The 14463-nt window shown below is 63.3% G+C and carries 13 protein-coding genes; 9 read left to right on the forward strand and 4 right to left on the reverse strand.

The genetic code is table 11. The features are described from left to right. Positions 1-116 precede the first annotated feature (116 nt). Complete coding sequence (locus tag J6497_RS27905; protein WP_225707478.1) at positions 117-1781, forward strand: thiamine pyrophosphate-binding protein; 1665 nt, start codon at positions 117-119, stop codon at positions 1779-1781. A gap of 107 nt (positions 1782-1888) precedes the next feature. Here the strand turns inward: J6497_RS27905 and J6497_RS27910 are convergent, their stop codons facing one another. Beyond that, a complete protein-coding gene (locus J6497_RS27910; protein ID WP_225707479.1) occupies positions 1889-3277 on the reverse strand; it encodes an LLM class flavin-dependent oxidoreductase in 1389 nt (462 codons plus the stop codon). Positions 3278-3426: 149 nt separating this feature from the next. Between J6497_RS27910 and J6497_RS27915 the strand changes: the two genes are divergently transcribed. Together J6497_RS27915 and J6497_RS27920 are read left to right on the forward strand one after the other, a co-directional pair. Next, on the forward strand, positions 3427-4812 hold the full coding sequence (locus J6497_RS27915; protein ID WP_225707480.1) for a M20 family metallopeptidase: 1386 nt from the start codon (positions 3427-3429) through the stop codon (positions 4810-4812). Positions 4813-4900: 88 nt separating this feature from the next. Continuing rightward, entirely contained in the window at positions 4901-6187 is a 1287-nt protein-coding gene (locus J6497_RS27920; protein WP_225707481.1) for an MFS transporter, read from the forward strand. Positions 6188-6297: 110 nt separating this feature from the next. On the opposite strand, the gene J6497_RS27925 is transcribed toward J6497_RS27920, so the two are convergent. The 3 genes from J6497_RS27925 to J6497_RS27935 all read right to left on the reverse strand — a co-directional run bounded on the left by J6497_RS27925 (position 6298) and on the right by J6497_RS27935 (position 9344). Continuing rightward, positions 6298-7806, reverse strand: a complete 1509-nt coding sequence (locus J6497_RS27925) for a tripartite tricarboxylate transporter permease (protein ID WP_225707482.1) — start codon at positions 7804-7806, stop codon at positions 6298-6300. A 7-nt stretch (positions 7807-7813) separates the two neighbouring features. Beyond that, complete coding sequence (locus J6497_RS27930) at positions 7814-8299, reverse strand: tripartite tricarboxylate transporter TctB family protein (protein ID WP_225707483.1); 486 nt, start codon at positions 8297-8299, stop codon at positions 7814-7816. A gap of 73 nt (positions 8300-8372) precedes the next feature. Then, positions 8373-9344, reverse strand: coding sequence for a Bug family tripartite tricarboxylate transporter substrate binding protein (locus J6497_RS27935; RefSeq protein WP_225707484.1), 972 nt, complete (start codon positions 9342-9344; stop codon positions 8373-8375). 123 nt (positions 9345-9467) lie between these two features. On the opposite strand from J6497_RS27935, the gene J6497_RS27940 reads away from it, so the two are divergent. The 6 genes from J6497_RS27940 (at position 9468) to J6497_RS27965 (ending at position 14346) form a co-directional block, all read left to right on the forward strand. Continuing rightward, on the forward strand, positions 9468-9659 hold the full coding sequence (locus J6497_RS27940) for a hypothetical protein (RefSeq protein WP_225707485.1): 192 nt from the start codon (positions 9468-9470) through the stop codon (positions 9657-9659). A 162-nt stretch (positions 9660-9821) separates the two neighbouring features. Further along, complete coding sequence (locus tag J6497_RS27945; protein ID WP_225707486.1) at positions 9822-10733, forward strand: amino acid ABC transporter substrate-binding protein; 912 nt, start codon at positions 9822-9824, stop codon at positions 10731-10733. 205 nt (positions 10734-10938) lie between these two features. Continuing rightward, entirely contained in the window at positions 10939-11670 is a 732-nt protein-coding gene (locus tag J6497_RS27950) for an amino acid ABC transporter permease (RefSeq protein WP_225707487.1), read from the forward strand. 1 nt (position 11671) lies between these two features. Beyond that, complete coding sequence (locus J6497_RS27955; protein ID WP_225707488.1) at positions 11672-12364, forward strand: amino acid ABC transporter permease; 693 nt, start codon at positions 11672-11674, stop codon at positions 12362-12364. A 191-nt stretch (positions 12365-12555) separates the two neighbouring features. Next, a complete protein-coding gene (locus J6497_RS27960) occupies positions 12556-13287 on the forward strand; it encodes an amino acid ABC transporter ATP-binding protein (RefSeq protein ID WP_225707489.1) in 732 nt (243 codons plus the stop codon). Positions 13288-13488: 201 nt separating this feature from the next. Then, complete coding sequence (locus J6497_RS27965) at positions 13489-14346, forward strand: D-amino-acid transaminase (RefSeq protein ID WP_225707490.1); 858 nt, start codon at positions 13489-13491, stop codon at positions 14344-14346. Positions 14347-14463 lie beyond the last annotated feature (117 nt).

Genomic DNA, 14463 nt, shown 5'->3' on the forward strand with positions numbered 1-14463 from the left:
AGTTCGCAAGCCTCTGCGCAAGGCAGCCATGAGCGCAGGTGCGATTGCTCGAGGCCCGCAAGTTTGGTCATGATGCCTCATCGCGCGCGCCAACGAGTCCGAGGGTAGGAGGAGACATGAAGAACCGCATTACCGGGCGCTCGGCTTTCCTGGCGCTGTTGAAGGACGAGGGCATCACGCATCTGTTCGGCAATCCCGGCACCACCGAATTGCCGATCATGCATGCACTGAAGGACCATCCCGACCTCACCTATGTGATGGCGATGCAGGAGAGCCTGGTGGTGGCGATCGCCGACGGGTTCAGCCGCGCCTCCGGCAAGCTCGTCGCCTGCAACGTCCATGTCGCGCCCGGCCTCGGCAACGCGATGGGCTCGCTGTTCAACGCCAAATTCACCGGCACACCGTTGATCCTCACGGCCGGCCAGCAGGAGCAGGGCCACGGATTGACCGAGCCGGTGCTCTATGGGCCGCTGGTGCAGATGGCGGAGCCGCTGGTGAAATGGGCGGTCGAGGTGACGCGCCTGGAAGACCTGCCGCGCATCGTGCGGCGCGCCGCGAAGGTCGCGACCACGCCGCCGACCGGGCCGGTGTTCATCTCGCTGCCCGGCGATATCCTCAATTCCGAAGCCGGCATCGAGCTCGGCCGGGCGACCCGCGTCGACACGCGCGTGAAGCCGTCGGATGAATCACTCCAGGCGCTGGTCGCGCGCATCCTGAAAGCGGAGCGGCCGGTGATCGTCACCGGCGACGAGATCGTCAAAAGCGATGCGCTGCAGGAAGCCGCCGAGTTCGCGGAAGTCCTTGGCGCGCCGGCCTATCAATCGTCCACGCCCTATGGCGCGCACTTCCTCTCCGAAAGCCCGTGCTTCATGGGCGCGATCGCGCGGGTGCAGAAGCTGGCGCGCGAGACGCTGGCGCCTTACGACCTCATTATAGCGCTCGGCGGTGATCCGCTGCGGATGTCTGTTTATAGCGAGATCGATCCGCTGCCGGATGGGCTCGGGATCGTGCAGGTCGGCCTGGTCGACTGGGATCTCGCCAAGAACTACGGCGCAGAGATCGCCCTGAAGGCTGACGTGAAGGAAACCCTGCGCGCGCTGATCCCGGCGCTGAAGGCGGCCGCCGGCGGCGCGCTTGAGACGCGGGCGAAGCAGGGCGTTGCGGCGCTGGCTTCGAAGAACTGGACCGCGAAGCGCAAGGCCCTCGTCGAGCAGATTTCGAAAGCCGAGGGCACCTCGCCGATCGATCCCGACTGGCTGGCGCTGCAGGTGGTCGAGGCGATGCCCGACAACGCGATCCTGGTCGATGAAGGCCTGACCTCGTCGCGCCACGTGATCGCGCTGCGCCCGCACCGCGACCGCTATGGCTATCACGCGCTTGCCTCCGGCGGCATCGGCTGGGGATTGCCGGCGTCGGTCGGCGTCAGCCTCGCCAATCCGCAGCGGCCGGTGGTGTGCTTTTCAGGCGACGGCAGCGCGATGTACTCGATCCAGTCGCTGTGGACGGCGGCCAACCACAAGCTGCCGCTGACCTTCGTCATCGTCAACAATGGCGGCTACCGCATCATCAAGCAGCGCCTGCTCGCCTTCCACGGCGACGACCATTATGTCGGCATGGATTTCGTCGATCCGCCGGTTGATTTTACCGGCGTCGCGAAGTCGCTTGGATTGGAAGCGATACGGATCACCGATCCCCGTGAGCTGAAGGGTGCAATGCGGTCGGCGTTCAGCCGGCCCGGCACGAAGCTGATCGAGGTGGTGGTCAGCAACGCGGTGAATTAAGCCACGAATCGTAGGGTGGGTAGAGCGCGGCGAAACCCACCAACTTGGTTGCAAGCTGCACCGATGGTGGGTTTCGCTGCGCTCTACCCACCCTACGATTCGACAATCTACTCCGCTGCCGCGGCGTGGGGCTTGATGCGATAGCGGCTCGCGGGATGCTCGTCCGTCAGCCGCGCGCGGCCGGCGCCGAACAGTTTCTCGCGCAGTGTGCCTGTCACATAGTCCTGCTTGTACCGGCCGCGGCGGGTCAACTCCGGCACCAGCATGTCGGCGATATCCTCGAAATCGCCGGGCGAGATCGCAAAGGCGACGTTGAGGCCGTCGACGTCGGTCTGCTCGAACCAGCGCTCGATGTCATCGGCGACCTTTTCCGGCGTACCGACCATGACCGGGCCAATGCCGCCGATGCCGACATGCTCGGCGACCTCGCGCACGGTCCAGATGCGATCAGGATCGGCGCGGGTGATGTTGTCCATCGCGGTGCGGCCGGCGTCGTTGTGGACATGACGGACCTCCTGGTCGAGGTCGTAGGTGGAGAAATCGACGCCGGTCCAGCCGGACATCAGGGTCAGCGCGCCCTCGTGGCTGATGTGGCGGCGATACTCTTCATACTTTGCTTTCGCCTCGGCCTCGGTGCGGCCGAGGATGACAGTCATCATGCTGAACATCAGGATCTCGGCCGGATTCCGTCCCTTTTGCGCGGCAAGCTCGCGGATGGCGGAAACGCGCGGCGCGATCACTTTCGCTGACGGTCCCGACATGAACACGCATTCGGCATGCTCCGCGGCGAACTGGCGGCCGCGCGGCGAGGTGCCGGCCTGATAAAGCACCGGCGTGCGCTGCGGCGACGGCTCGCTCAAGTGAAGCGCGTTGAGGCGGAAATTCTTCCCCTCGTGCCTGACCGGATGTACCTTGGCGGGATCAACGAAAATGCTGCGCGTGCGATCGCGGATCGCGGCGTCATCTTCCCAGCATCCTTCCCAGAGCTTGTAGACCACTTCCATATACTCGTCGGCGACATCGTAGCGGTCGTCATGCGCGGTCTGCTTGTCCTTTCCGGCGCCGCGCGCGGCCGAGTCGAGATAACCGGTCACCACGTTCCAGCCGACGCGGCCTTCGGTCAGATGATCGAGCGTCGACATCCGCCGCGCGAATGTGTAGGGCGGCTCGAAGGAGAGATTGCTGGTGACGCCGAAGCCGAGATGCTTGGTCACCGCGGCCATCGCCGGAACCAGCAGCAGGGGATCGTTCACCGGCGTCTGCGCGGCGTTGCGCAGCGCAGCGTCCGGGCCGCCGCCGAACACGTCGTAGACGCCGAGCACGTCGGCGAGGAACAAGCCGTCGAACCGGCCGCGCTCCAGCGTCCTGGCAAGATCGAGCCAGTAGGGCAGCCGGTTGTACTCCGCGGTGCGGTCGCGCCGATGGGTCCACAATCCCGGCGACTGATGCGCCACGCAGTTCATGGCAAAGGCGTTGAGCCGGATTTGCTTCGTCATGATTGGTAGCCTTCGATGCTCATTTGTGGCGTGCCGAATGCAATTTTAGCAGAACCCGACGTCGCCGCGCCACTTCCAGCATACGGCGTATCCCGATAATGAGGTCGAGAGAATATTTCGGTCGACAAGGCGCGGCGAAAGGGAACGTTATGGCTGACAGGGGTGACGCGATTGGTCGCGTTCGACAGCATTTTCAATCGGGCGAGTTTCTTCGCGAACTCGATCAACGTGTCGGCTACCGGACCGAGAGCCAGAATCCTGCCAGCGGCGCCGCGCTGCGCGCCTATCTGACTGATAACCTTCAGCCTGCGCTGGCCGAACTCGACTTCAAGACTCGTTTGATCGAACCGCCGACGGGCAAGGGCCCGTATCTGCTGGCCGAATATATCGAGGACGCCTCGCGCCCGACCGTGCTCACCTACGGCCATGGCGACGTCGTCGATGGCATGATCGGCGAATGGCGCGACAATCTCGATCCCTGGAAGACCACGATCAAGGGCGATCGCGTCTATGGCCGCGGCACCGCCGACAACAAGGGCCAGCACAGCATCAACATCGCGGCGCTGCGTGCCGTGCGGGAGGCCCGCGGCGGCCGGCTCGGCTTCAACGTGAAATTCATCGTTGAGACCGGGGAGGAGATCGGCTCGCCCGACCTGCGAGCGGTCTGCGAAGCGCATCGTGAGGAACTCAAGGCCGATCTGTTCCTGGCGTCCGATGGGCCGCGGCTTTCGGCCGAGCGGCCGACGATCTTTCTCGGCTGTCGCGGCGGCAACCGCATCCATCTCGATGTCAACCTGCGCGAGGGCGGGCATCATTCCGGCAATTGGGGCGGCGTGCTCGCCAATCCCGCCACCATCCTGGCGAACGCGATCGCGAGCCTGGTCGACGGCAAGGGGCGGATGAAGCTGGAGGCCTTGAAGCCGCCGCCGATCTCGAACCGGGTCCGTGCAGCGCTGGCGGATGTGAAGGTCGACCCGGGCGCGGACGAACCGGCGCTATCGCCAGACTGGGGCGAGGAGGGGCTTTCGCCCGCCGAGCGGCTCTACGCCTGGAACACGCTGGAGGTGCTGGCGATGTCCTCGGGCAATATCGCAAGCCCGGCGAATGCGATCCCGGGGCATGCGAACGCGGTGCTGCAGCTTCGTTTTGTCGTCGGCACCAGGCATGAACAAATCATTGACGCCGTGCGCGCGCATCTGCACGCCAATGGTTTCCCGATGGTCGAAGTCAGCGGCGCCCAGCGTTTTGCGGCGTCGCGGACAGACATGGACAGTCCCTGGATCGACTGGACCGCGGACTCCATCCGCAAGACCACCGGCAAGGCACCGGCGGTGCTGCCGAATTTCGGCGGCTCGCTGCCAAACGACGTGTTTTCGGAAGGGTTGGGCCTGCCGACGATCTGGGTGCCGCATTCCTATCCCGGCTGCTCACAGCACGCACCCGACGAGCACATCCTGCTGCCGGTCACCGAGGAGGCGCTCGCCATCATGGCCGGCCTGTTCTGGGACCTCGGCGAGATGGCACGGAAATTGTAACGAGATGCTTCCACTGGCGTCATGCCCGGGACAGCCGGAATGACGAATTGAGGGGCCAACACCCAACTCTCTCAGAAAGGCCGTGGTGATGACCGTATCTGCGTCGCTTGACTCGCGCGCCGGCGTCGGGACGAGGAAGAAGAACATCACACGCCTGATCGTCGCGACCTCGATCGGCAATGCCCTGGAATGGTATGACATCTCGGTCTACGCCTATTTCGCCGTCTATGTCTCAAGAGCATTCTTCCCGAACAATGATCCGACGACATCGCTGCTACTGACCTTCGGCACTTTCGGGTTGTCGTTCCTGATCCGGCCGATCGGCGGCGTCATGCTTGGCACTTATGCCGACCGCCATGGCCGCAAGGCGTCGCTGATGGCGTCGATCATGCTGATGACAGCGGGAACGCTCACGCTGGCCTTGATGCCGACTTATGACACGATCGGCATCCTCGCGCCGATCGGGGTCTTGCTCGCCCGCCTGGTGCAGGGCTTCTCCGCCGGCGGCGAGTTCGGCAGTTCGACGGCGTTCCTGGTCGAGCACATGCCGGAGCGGCGCGGTTTTGTCGCAAGCTGGCAGTTCGCCAGCCAGGGACTGAGCGGATTGCTCGGGGCGGGCTTCGGCGCGCTGCTGACATCATGGATGAGCCCGGCAGACCTGCAGTCGTGGGGCTGGCGGCTGCCGTTCCTGTTCGGCGTGCTGATCGGACCGGTTGGCATCTACATCCGCAATCGTATCGATGATGCGACGCCGCCGCCGGCCGCTGAACGGAGCTCGCCCGTGAGCGAGGTCTTGCTGCACCAAAAGCTGCCGGTGCTGCTCGCAATCGGTGCGCTTGCGGTCTCCACCGCGGTCAATTACCTCATCGTTTACATGCCGACCTATGTGGTGAAGACGCTCAATCTGCCGCCGTCGGTCGGGTTCATCGCCTCGCTTGCCGCGCAGACTGCCGTCATGTTCCTGGCGCCGATCGCCGGCCTGGTCTCCGACCGGATCGGCCGCACCACGCATATGATCGCGTTCGGCGTATTGCTCCTGGTGTCGATCTTTCCGGCATTCCTGCTGCTGACGGGAAGCCCGACGCCGGGATTCATCCTGCTCGGCGTGCTCTGGCTCGGCATCTTGAAGGCGCTCTATTACGGGCCGCTCGCCGCGTTGATGTCGGAACTGTTTCCGCCGGCGACCCGTGCCACCGGTCTTGGCCTCAGCTACAACATCGGCGTCGCTGCGTTCGGCGGGATGGGACCAGTGATCATGACCTGGCTCGGCGGCTTCGCCCTGATCGGCGAGCTTGCGCCGGGATATTATCTCACCGCCGTTGCCGTCCTGAGCCTTGCGGCGCTGGTGACGACACGCCGCCTGGCGCTGGCCTAGAGCATGATCCGGAAAAGTGTGAAGCGGTTTTCCGAAAAGATCATGCTCAAATAATAACCTAAAGCGAGATGATGATTCATCCTCATCTCATCGCGCTTCAGCGTTGCCCCTCATGCGCCCTCATCCAGCGCGACCAGCTCGCGCTTCCTCCGCAGCGCCGGCAGCAGTGGGCCGATCAGCAGCACCAGTGCGAACGCGAGACATGCCGCCGAGATCGGCCGCTCGACAAAGGTCATCAGGTCGCCTTGCGAGAGGATCAGCGACTTGCGCAGATTGTTTTCCAGCATCGGCCCGAGCACGAAGGCGAGCACCAGCGGCGCCGGCTCGTAGCCGAGCTTGCGCATGAAATAGCCGATCACGCCAAAAGCGATCATCACGTACACATCGAAGACATTGTTGCTGGAGCAGTAGACACCGATGATAGTGAACAGGATGATCAGCGGGAACAGCACGTTGTATGGCAGCTTCAACAGCTGCACCCACATCCCGATCATTGGCAGGTTGAGCACGAGCAGCATCAGATTGCCGATATACATGCTGGCGACGATGCCCCAGAACAGGCCGGGATTCTGCGTGATCAGCAGCGGGCCCGGCTGCAGGCCGTGAATGACGAAGGCGCCGAGCAACAGCGCCATCACCACGTTCGGCGGGATTCCGAGCGTCATCAGCGGAATGAAGGCACCGCCGGCGGCGGCGTTGTTCGCCGATTCCGGACCGGCGACGCCCTCGATGGCGCCCTTGCCGAACCGCTCCGGGGTCTTGGAGAGCCGCTTCTCCAGTGCGTAGGACGCAAAGGACGAGATTACCGCGCCGCCACCCGGCAGGATGCCGAGGCAGAATCCAAGGACTGTGCCGCGCGATACCGGCCCGAGGCTGGCCTTCCAGTCCGCCTTGTTCGGCAGGAGGTGCGTGATCCTGGTGTTGATAACGTCGCGCTTGATCACCTGCTCGGTATTGAGCAGCACTTCGGCGATACCGAACAGCCCCATCACGACCGGAACGAGTCCGATGCCGTCGATCAGCTCCAGGCGGCCGAACGTCAGCCGCGGCATCGCCGTGATGCTGTCAAGCCCGACCAATCCAAGCACGACGCCGATGCAGGCCATCAGCAGCGCCTTGGCCATCGATCCCTGCGTCAGGAAAGTCAGGACCACCAGCCCCAGCACCATCAGCGAAAAATATTCGGCCGGACCGAATGCAATTGCGACGCTGGCGAGCTTTGGCGCAACCAGCATCAGCGCGATCAAGGCAAATGTGCCGGCGATGAACGAGCCGAACGCGGAAATGCCAAGCGCCGGGCCCGCGCGGCCCTGCTTGGCCATCTCGTGGCCGTCGATGCAGGTGACGACGGAGGCGGCTTCTCCGGGGATGTTGACCAGGATCGAGGTGGTGGAGCCGCCATACATCGAGCCGTAATAGATGCCGGCCATCATGATGATGCCGGATTCCGGCGTACCCGACAGCGTCACCGGCAACAACAGCGACATCGCCGAAATCGGGCCGATGCCGGGCAGCACGCCGACCAGGGTGCCGATGAAGACTCCGATGAAGCAATAGAGCAGGTTGATCGGCAGAAGCGCGACGCCGAAACCATGGCCGACATTGAGGAGCGTATCCATGATGCGCTCAGCCGATCTCGAACACGCCCGAAGGCAGTTGAATGCCGAGCAGGTGCTTGAGTATCCACCACATGCCGAGCGGGGCCAGAATCGACAGCGGAATGGTCAGCGACCACCGCACGGGATCGATCACGCGCAAGAGCAGCACCATCAGCGGAATCGCCGACAGCAGGAAGCCGAACGTGTCGAGCGCGAACGCAAACAATGTGAGGCAGGCGATGATCAGAAGCGGCTTGGTCCAGCGCGTGTTCTCCCAGCGCGAGGCAAGGGTCGGCCCGCCTTCGGTGACGGCACTGACAATGATCGTGATGGCGAACAGGCAGATCAGGATGCCGGTGTAGAACAGCACGTAGCCGGAGCCGGGATCGTTGATGGTGCCGAGCTTGAGCTTGAGGCCCGACCAGATCACAAAGCCGCCGAAGGCGAGGCCAATCAGCCCGCCCCAGAGTTCGGAGTTGCTGAGGCGGAATTTTACGTTCGCGTCGTTGCTCATGTGCCGCGCTTCCAAATGCATCCTTTGAAGCGCGCAAGCGCGCGCCTCATGATGATTCTGCCCTCCGGCAGGACTAGTTCGTCTTCTTCGCGAGACCGAGCGACTCGATCACCTTGCGTTCTGACGCGGTGACCTCGACGACGAATTTCTTGTAGTCCTCGGTGCCCTTGTAGTTCGGCACCATGTCGAATTTGGCGAGCGTTGCGATCACCGCCGGATCCTCGATCGCCTTCTTGAAGGCGTCGTGCAACTTGGCCACGATCTTGGGGTCCATGCCCTTCGGTCCGGCGATGCCGAACGGAGAATCATAGACCATGGGATAGCCGAGCTCCTTGAGCGTCGGCACGTCGGGATAGTTCGGTGAGCGTGCGGCGGTCCACACCATCAAGAGGCGCAGCTTTCCGGCGTCGACCAGCGGTCGCCAGCCGGTGGAATCCGCCTGCAGCATGGTGTGCTGGCCGAGCACCGCGGCGTTGGTCTCCGCTCCACCCTTGAACGGCACTTGCGTCAGCTTGATGCCGGCTAGGGCCGCGATCTGCTCCATTCCGATATGCAGCGAGGTGCCGGCGCCAGGCGTCGCATAGGTGACCTTGCCGGGATTCTTCTTGGCAAAATCGATCACGTCCTGCCACGTCTTGAACGGGCCTTCGGCGCTAGTCGTGATACCAAAGGTGTAGCCGGTGAGATGGACGATATAGCTGAAATCCTTGGCCGGATCCCACGATACTTCCTGCATCAGGGGCAGGCGGAACACGGTGATCGGAATCTGCGCGATGGTGTAGCCGTCCGGCTTCGCGGCAGCCGCCATGGTGGCCGGGCCGACCGTGCCGCCGCCACCGGCCTTGTTGTCGATCGCGATCGGCTGGCCCAGGATCTTCGAGGCGCTGTCGGCGATGGCGCGCATCGAGATATCGGTCGATCCTCCCGCCGGCCACGGCACGATCAGCGTGATCGGTTTTGTCGGATAGTCCTGGGCGGCGGCGTGAGTTGCCATCAGCATGGCGATGGCCGCGACGGCAAGCATCAAACGATTGGTACGAGGCATCATCAACTCCCTCTGCGGTCCCGTTGGCGCCGGGCCGGATTTATTTTGTCTGAGGGGGCAATCTTTCCCGAAAACGAAACGGAAGAAAAGTGTGTTGGGGGAAAGGTTTGTCGATGCCGGCGGATGAAACGGCACGTGCGACAATTCGCCTATCAGGGTATACCGAGCCACGGAATTGGCGCGGCGGCCGAGCCGACCGCCGCGGCCGATCGCAGGCGAACGCCGGCGGGGGCGGCAACGGGCGGGCGGGCGGACGCAATCGAGACTAAAGTATGGCCGCTCTATTTTCTCGCGGGCGAGTATGATTTCCTTTGAACGCTGGGGAGATGGGCGGACGGCTGCGGCCGCAGGGGGCGCAAGGGTTGCGATGATGGCGATGAGCGAGAAATCCGCAACCGTGTCGCGGCCACATTGCGCCGGTGCCGTCTAAAAGACATTCTGACACAATCGCACCTATCCAAACGAGGAGACCACGCAATGAGACGCCTTCTTTCGATCGGCTTCGCGCTCGCCGCTGCGCTCGGCGCGGCTGAGGCCGGCGCCCAGGAGCTGACGGGGACGTTGAAGAACATCAAGGAGACTGGCGCGATCACGCTCGGCCACCGTGATTCCTCGATCCCCTTCTCCTATCTCGACGACAACCAGAAGCCGATCGGCTACGCGATGGATATCTGCTACAAGATCGTCGATGCCGTGAAGAAGGAATTGAAGCTCGACAAGCTCGAGGTGAAGCTCAACCCGGTGACGTCATCGACCCGCATCCCGCTGCTCGCCAACGGCACCATCGATCTCGAATGCGGCTCGACCACCAACAATGCCGAACGGCAGAAGCAGATTTCCTTCACCAATACCCATTTCCTCACCGCGAGCCGCTTCGTCTCGAAAAAGTCGAGCAAGATCAATTCTATTGACGATCTCAAGGGCAAGCCGGTGGTCTCGACCGCCGGCACCACCAACATCAAGCAGCTCACCGAGGCCAATGCCGCGCGCGGGCTGAACGTCAACATCATCCCGGCCAAGGATCATGCGGAAGCGTTCCTGATGGTTGAGACCGACCGCGCGGTCGCCTTTGTGATGGATGACATCTTGCTCGCGAGCCTGATTGCCGGGTCGAAAACGCCCGACGACTACGTCATCTCGAAGGATGCGTTCTCCAAGCCCGAGCCATACGGCATCATGCTGCGCAGGGATGATCCGGCCTTCAAGAAGGTGGTCGATGCGGCAACCGCTGCGGTCTACACCAGCGGCGAGGGCCAGAAGATCTACGACAAATGGTTCACGCAGAAGATTCCGCCAAAGGGGCTGAACCTCAATACGCCGATCGCGGCGGAGCTGAAGAACGAGTTCGCGAAGCCGTCGGACTCGCCGGACCCTGATTCGTATAAGTAGGTACACTGTCGCCCCTCATGGTGAGGAGCGCGTAGCGAGTCTCCGGACGTTGCTTCGCAACGCCGGGAGAACCATGAGGCCCCATCGTGGCCTCATCCTTCGAGACGCTTGCTGTGCAAGCTCCTCAGGATGAGGGTCGGCAGTCGGCCAGCCTTGGCCCGGCCATTGCATGGGCGGGGCGGGCGCATAGCGGAGCGGGGGACCTGTGAACTACCACTGGAACTGGCAGATCTTCTTCGAGCCGAATCCGACGGGCAGCGGCACCTATCTCGACATGCTGCTGTCCGGGCTGGCGCTGACGATCAAGACCGCGCTCATGGCCTGGATCATCGCGCTGGTGTTCGGCTCGCTGATCGGCGTTTTGCGCACGCTGCCGTCGAAGGCCGCAGGCTGGATCGGCTTCGCTTACGTCGAATTTTTCCGCAACATGCCGCTCCTGGTGCAGCTCTTCCTGTGGTTTTTCGTGCTGCCGGAACTATTGCCGCGCGCGGCGGGGCTGTGGCTAAAGCAGTTGCCCAACGCGCCGTTCTGGACGGCCTCGATCGGCGTTGGGCTGTTCATGTCGGCGCGCGTCGCCGTGCAGCTTGCGGCCGGCATAGCCTCGCTGCCGCGGGGCCAGAAGCAGGCCGCGACCGCGCTCGGGCTGACCACGGCGCAGACTTATCGCTACGTGCTGTTGCCGATGGCCTATCGCATCATCCTGCCGCCGCTGACCTCCGAATTCCTCAACACCGTGAAGAACACGGCGGTCGCGATCACCATCGGCCTGATCGAATTGACCGGGCAGGCGCGCGCGATGCAGGAATTCTCCTTCCAGGTGTTCGAGGCCTTCACGGCCGCGACCATCATGTATCTGCTGATCAATTTCGTCGTCGTCACCGGCATGCGCCTCCTGGAGCGCAAGGTCGCGATTCCCGGCTACATCGCGGGGAAATAGCATGCTCGGCTCTTTCGATTTCGACGTCATTCGCCGCTCGCTGCCCTATCTCTTTGTCGACGGCATGACGTTTACGCTGACGCTGACGGCGCTGTCGGCGCTGGGCGGACTGGTGTTCGGCACGCTGATCGCGCTGATGCGCTTGTCCGGCTTCAAGCTGCTCGGCCGCATCGCCGGGCTCTATGTCGACTTCATGCGCTCGCTGCCGCTGGTGCTCGTGATCTTCTGGTTCTATTTCCTGGTGCCCTATATCGGGCAGTGGCTGACCGGCGCCTCGCGCCCCATCGGCGTCGGCGCGTTTGCCTCCTCGCTCATTACCTTCATCATGTTCGAGGCGGCGTATTTCTCCGAGATCATGCGCGCCGGCATCCAATCGATCCCGCGCGGCCAGCCGGCGGCCGCGAGCGCGCTCGGCCTGACCTACGCGCAGAGCATGCGCTACGTCGTGCTGCCGCAGGCGTTCCGCAATATGTTGCCGGTGCTGCTCACCCAGACCATCGTGCTGTTCCAGGACACCTCGCTGGTGTACGTCCTGTCGATCCCGGATTTCCTCGGCGCCGCCAGCAAGGTGGCGCAGCGCGACGGGCGGCTGGTCGAGATGTACCTGTTCGCGGCAGCGGTCTATTTCACCATCTCCTGCCTTGCCTCCTTCGGCGTCCGCCGCCTGCAGGCGCGCATCGCCATTGTCCGGTAGGTAGTAATGCAGTTGAAGTCTCGAGGCACGCACCTCTTGACCTCTCCCATGGGGAGAGGTCGGATCGCGAAAGCGATCCGGCTGAGGGGTTCTGCTTTATCGAGGGACCTTAACCCCTCACCCGGCGCTGCGCGCCGACCTCTCCCGATGGGAGAGGTGCTCTCGCATTCGCGGCAACCGTTGAGCTAGGTATGATCGAACTTCGCCACGTCGATAAATGGTATGGGCCGACTTTCCAGGCGTTGAAGGACTGCACCACCAGCGTCGCCAAGGGCGAGGTCGTGGTGGTCTGCGGCCCCTCCGGATCGGGCAAGTCGACGTTGATCAAATGCGTCAATGCGCTGGAGCCGATCCAGGGCGGTGAGATCATCCTTGATGGCATCAAGGTCAATGATCCCAAGACCGACCTGCCGAAACTGCGTGCACGCGTCGGCATGGTGTTCCAGCATTTCGAACTGTTTCCGCATTTGCGGATCATCGACAATCTCTGCCTGGCGCAGGAGAAGGTGCTGGGCCGCAAGCACGATGAGGCCCTGGCCAAGGCCGTGAAGCTGCTCGATCGTGTCGGGCTCAGAGAGCAGGCGAAGAAATATCCGGCGGAGCTGTCCGGCGGGCAGCAGCAGCGCGTGGCGATCGCGCGTGCGCTCGCGATGGACCCGGTCGCGATGCTGTTCGACGAGCCGACCTCGGCGCTTGATCCCGAAATGATCAGCGAAGTCTTGGACGTGATGGTCAATCTAGCGCGCGATGGCATGACCATGATGGTCGTCACCCACGAGATGGGCTTTGCCAGCAAGGTTGCGCATCGCGTGATCTTCATGGACCAGGGCGAGATCGTGGAGGATGCGCTGAAGGCGGATTTCTTCGGCAAGCCGCGCAGCGATCGCGCGCAGAAGTTTCTGTCGAAGATCTTGCAGCATTAATACCGCTGTCATTCTGGGGCACGCGAAGCGTTAACCCGGAATCCATTAGGCACCTGCGCTGGCGGAAAGATGGATTCCGGGCTCGATGCTGCGCATCGCCCCGGAATGACGGCGAGGGCTGGGTAGCGTAGAGGCTTTATCGGCATTAACCAATTGCGTATAGAGAAAGCTGATCGCATCACCACCTCCGGGAGACTTCGCTTGGAAAAGACCGCTTACGTCAACGGCTCCTATGTGCCTCTTTCGGAGGCCAAAGTGTCGGTCCTCGACCGCGGCTTCCTGTTCGCCGACGGCATCTATGAGGTGGCCGCCGTGCTCGACGGCAAGCTGGTCGACAACGCCTCGCACCTGGCGCGGCTGGAGCGCTCGGTCGGCGAGATCAGGCTCGAACTGCCGGAAACCACCGCGCGGATCGAGGAGATCCAGAAGGAGCTCGTGGCGCGCAACAAGCTCGTCAACGGCATGGTCTATCTGGAGGTGACCCGCGGCGCGGATACCGGCCGCGACTTTGCCTTTCCCAAGGGGGTGAAGCCGACGCTGGTGATGTTCACGGCGGAGAAGGACATCGTCGGCTCGCCCGCGGCCAAGACCGGCATCAATGTGATCACCGTGCCTGACATCCGCTGGGAGCGGCGCGACATCAAGAGCGTGGCACTGCTCGCGCAGGTGCTGGCCAAGCAGGCGGCAGCCGAAGCCGGCGCCGGCGAGGCCTGGATGATCCAGGACGGCAAGGTGACCGAAGGCGGCTCATCCTCCGCGTTCATCCTGACCCAGGACGACGTCATCGTGACCCGCCAGAACGGCAGCGAGATCCTGCCCGGCTGCACCCGCAAGGCCGTGGTGGCGCTCGCCGAGGAACGCCAGCTCCGGGTCGAGGAACGTGCCTTCTCGATCGAGGAGGCGCTGGCCGCCAAGGAAGCCTTCATCACCAGCGCCACCGTGTTCGTGCAGGCGGTGGTATCGATCGACGGCAAGAAGGTCGGGAGCGGCAAGCCTGGCCCGCTGACGGACCGGCTGCGGGAGATCTATGTGGAGTTCGCCAAAGCGACGGCGGTGTAGCATCCTCACTCCCGTCATTACCGGGCTTGACCCGGCAATCCATCTCACTTCGGAAGAGTCATTTCTTGATGGATGCGCGGGTCAAGCCCGCGTATGACGAGGGAGTGCTTGGCCGCG

It is taken from the genome of Bradyrhizobium cenepequi (assembly GCF_020329485.1).
In the GTDB taxonomy this organism is placed as follows: Bacteria; Pseudomonadota; Alphaproteobacteria; order Rhizobiales; family Xanthobacteraceae; genus Bradyrhizobium; species Bradyrhizobium cenepequi.

Excerpts from the sequence above, each read along its gene's own strand:
- J6497_RS27905 (WP_225707478.1), top strand. The coding sequence starts at position 117 with ATGAAGAACCGCATTACCGGGCGCTCGGCTTTCCTGGCGCTGTTGAAG.
- J6497_RS27910 (WP_225707479.1), bottom strand. The coding sequence starts at position 3,277 with ATGACGAAGCAAATCCGGCTCAACGCCTTTGCCATGAACTGCGTGGCG.
- J6497_RS27915 (WP_225707480.1), top strand. The coding sequence starts at position 3,427 with ATGGCTGACAGGGGTGACGCGATTGGTCGCGTTCGACAGCATTTTCAA.
- J6497_RS27920 (WP_225707481.1), top strand. The coding sequence starts at position 4,901 with ATGACCGTATCTGCGTCGCTTGACTCGCGCGCCGGCGTCGGGACGAGG.
- J6497_RS27925 (WP_225707482.1), bottom strand. The coding sequence starts at position 7,806 with ATGGATACGCTCCTCAATGTCGGCCATGGTTTCGGCGTCGCGCTTCTG.
- J6497_RS27930 (WP_225707483.1), bottom strand. The coding sequence starts at position 8,299 with ATGAGCAACGACGCGAACGTAAAATTCCGCCTCAGCAACTCCGAACTC.
- J6497_RS27935 (WP_225707484.1), bottom strand. The coding sequence starts at position 9,344 with ATGCCTCGTACCAATCGTTTGATGCTTGCCGTCGCGGCCATCGCCATG.
- J6497_RS27940 (WP_225707485.1), top strand. The coding sequence starts at position 9,468 with ATGAAACGGCACGTGCGACAATTCGCCTATCAGGGTATACCGAGCCAC.
- J6497_RS27945 (WP_225707486.1), top strand. The coding sequence starts at position 9,822 with ATGAGACGCCTTCTTTCGATCGGCTTCGCGCTCGCCGCTGCGCTCGGC.
- J6497_RS27955 (WP_225707488.1), top strand. The coding sequence starts at position 11,672 with ATGCTCGGCTCTTTCGATTTCGACGTCATTCGCCGCTCGCTGCCCTAT.
- J6497_RS27960 (WP_225707489.1), top strand. The coding sequence starts at position 12,556 with ATGATCGAACTTCGCCACGTCGATAAATGGTATGGGCCGACTTTCCAG.